Here is a 327-nt window from a genome sequence, read left to right as displayed (position 1 = left end):
AAATGTGGAGTCTTCTATTCCATTAAGTTATCAGTGGAGTCGGAATGGGGTGTCTATGGATGGTGAAGTCGATCGCATCTTGACTTTGCATGCTGGCAATGGCGCTGCCGATGGTGATCAGTATGCGGTGACAGTCGTCTCTTATGGAGAAGTCGTTGAAAGCGAGTCTGCGAGTTTAAGTATAGTAGAGGCAATCAGTCTTTGGCTGAGGACCTATTTTTCAGAGTCTAAGTGGGATGAACCTTTAGTGATGTCCAAGTTTGCAGATCCGGATCATGATCGAGTTCCAAACTTTTTTGAATACATCTTCGGAACCGATCCGAGCCG

1 protein-coding gene is annotated in these 327 nt (G+C 45.9%); it reads left to right on the top strand.

All coding sequences use genetic code 11. The features are described 5' to 3' along the window. On the top strand, positions 1-327 hold a 327-nt coding region (locus tag QEH59_RS19180; RefSeq protein WP_308986930.1), incomplete at both ends, for a hypothetical protein.

Source organism: Thalassobacterium sedimentorum (genome assembly GCF_031127905.1).
Taxonomy (GTDB): domain Bacteria; phylum Verrucomicrobiota; class Verrucomicrobiia; order Opitutales; family Coraliomargaritaceae; genus Thalassobacterium; species Thalassobacterium sedimentorum.
Note: the sequence above shows the minus strand (reverse complement) of the source record. Positions and strands in the feature narration are given on the sequence as shown.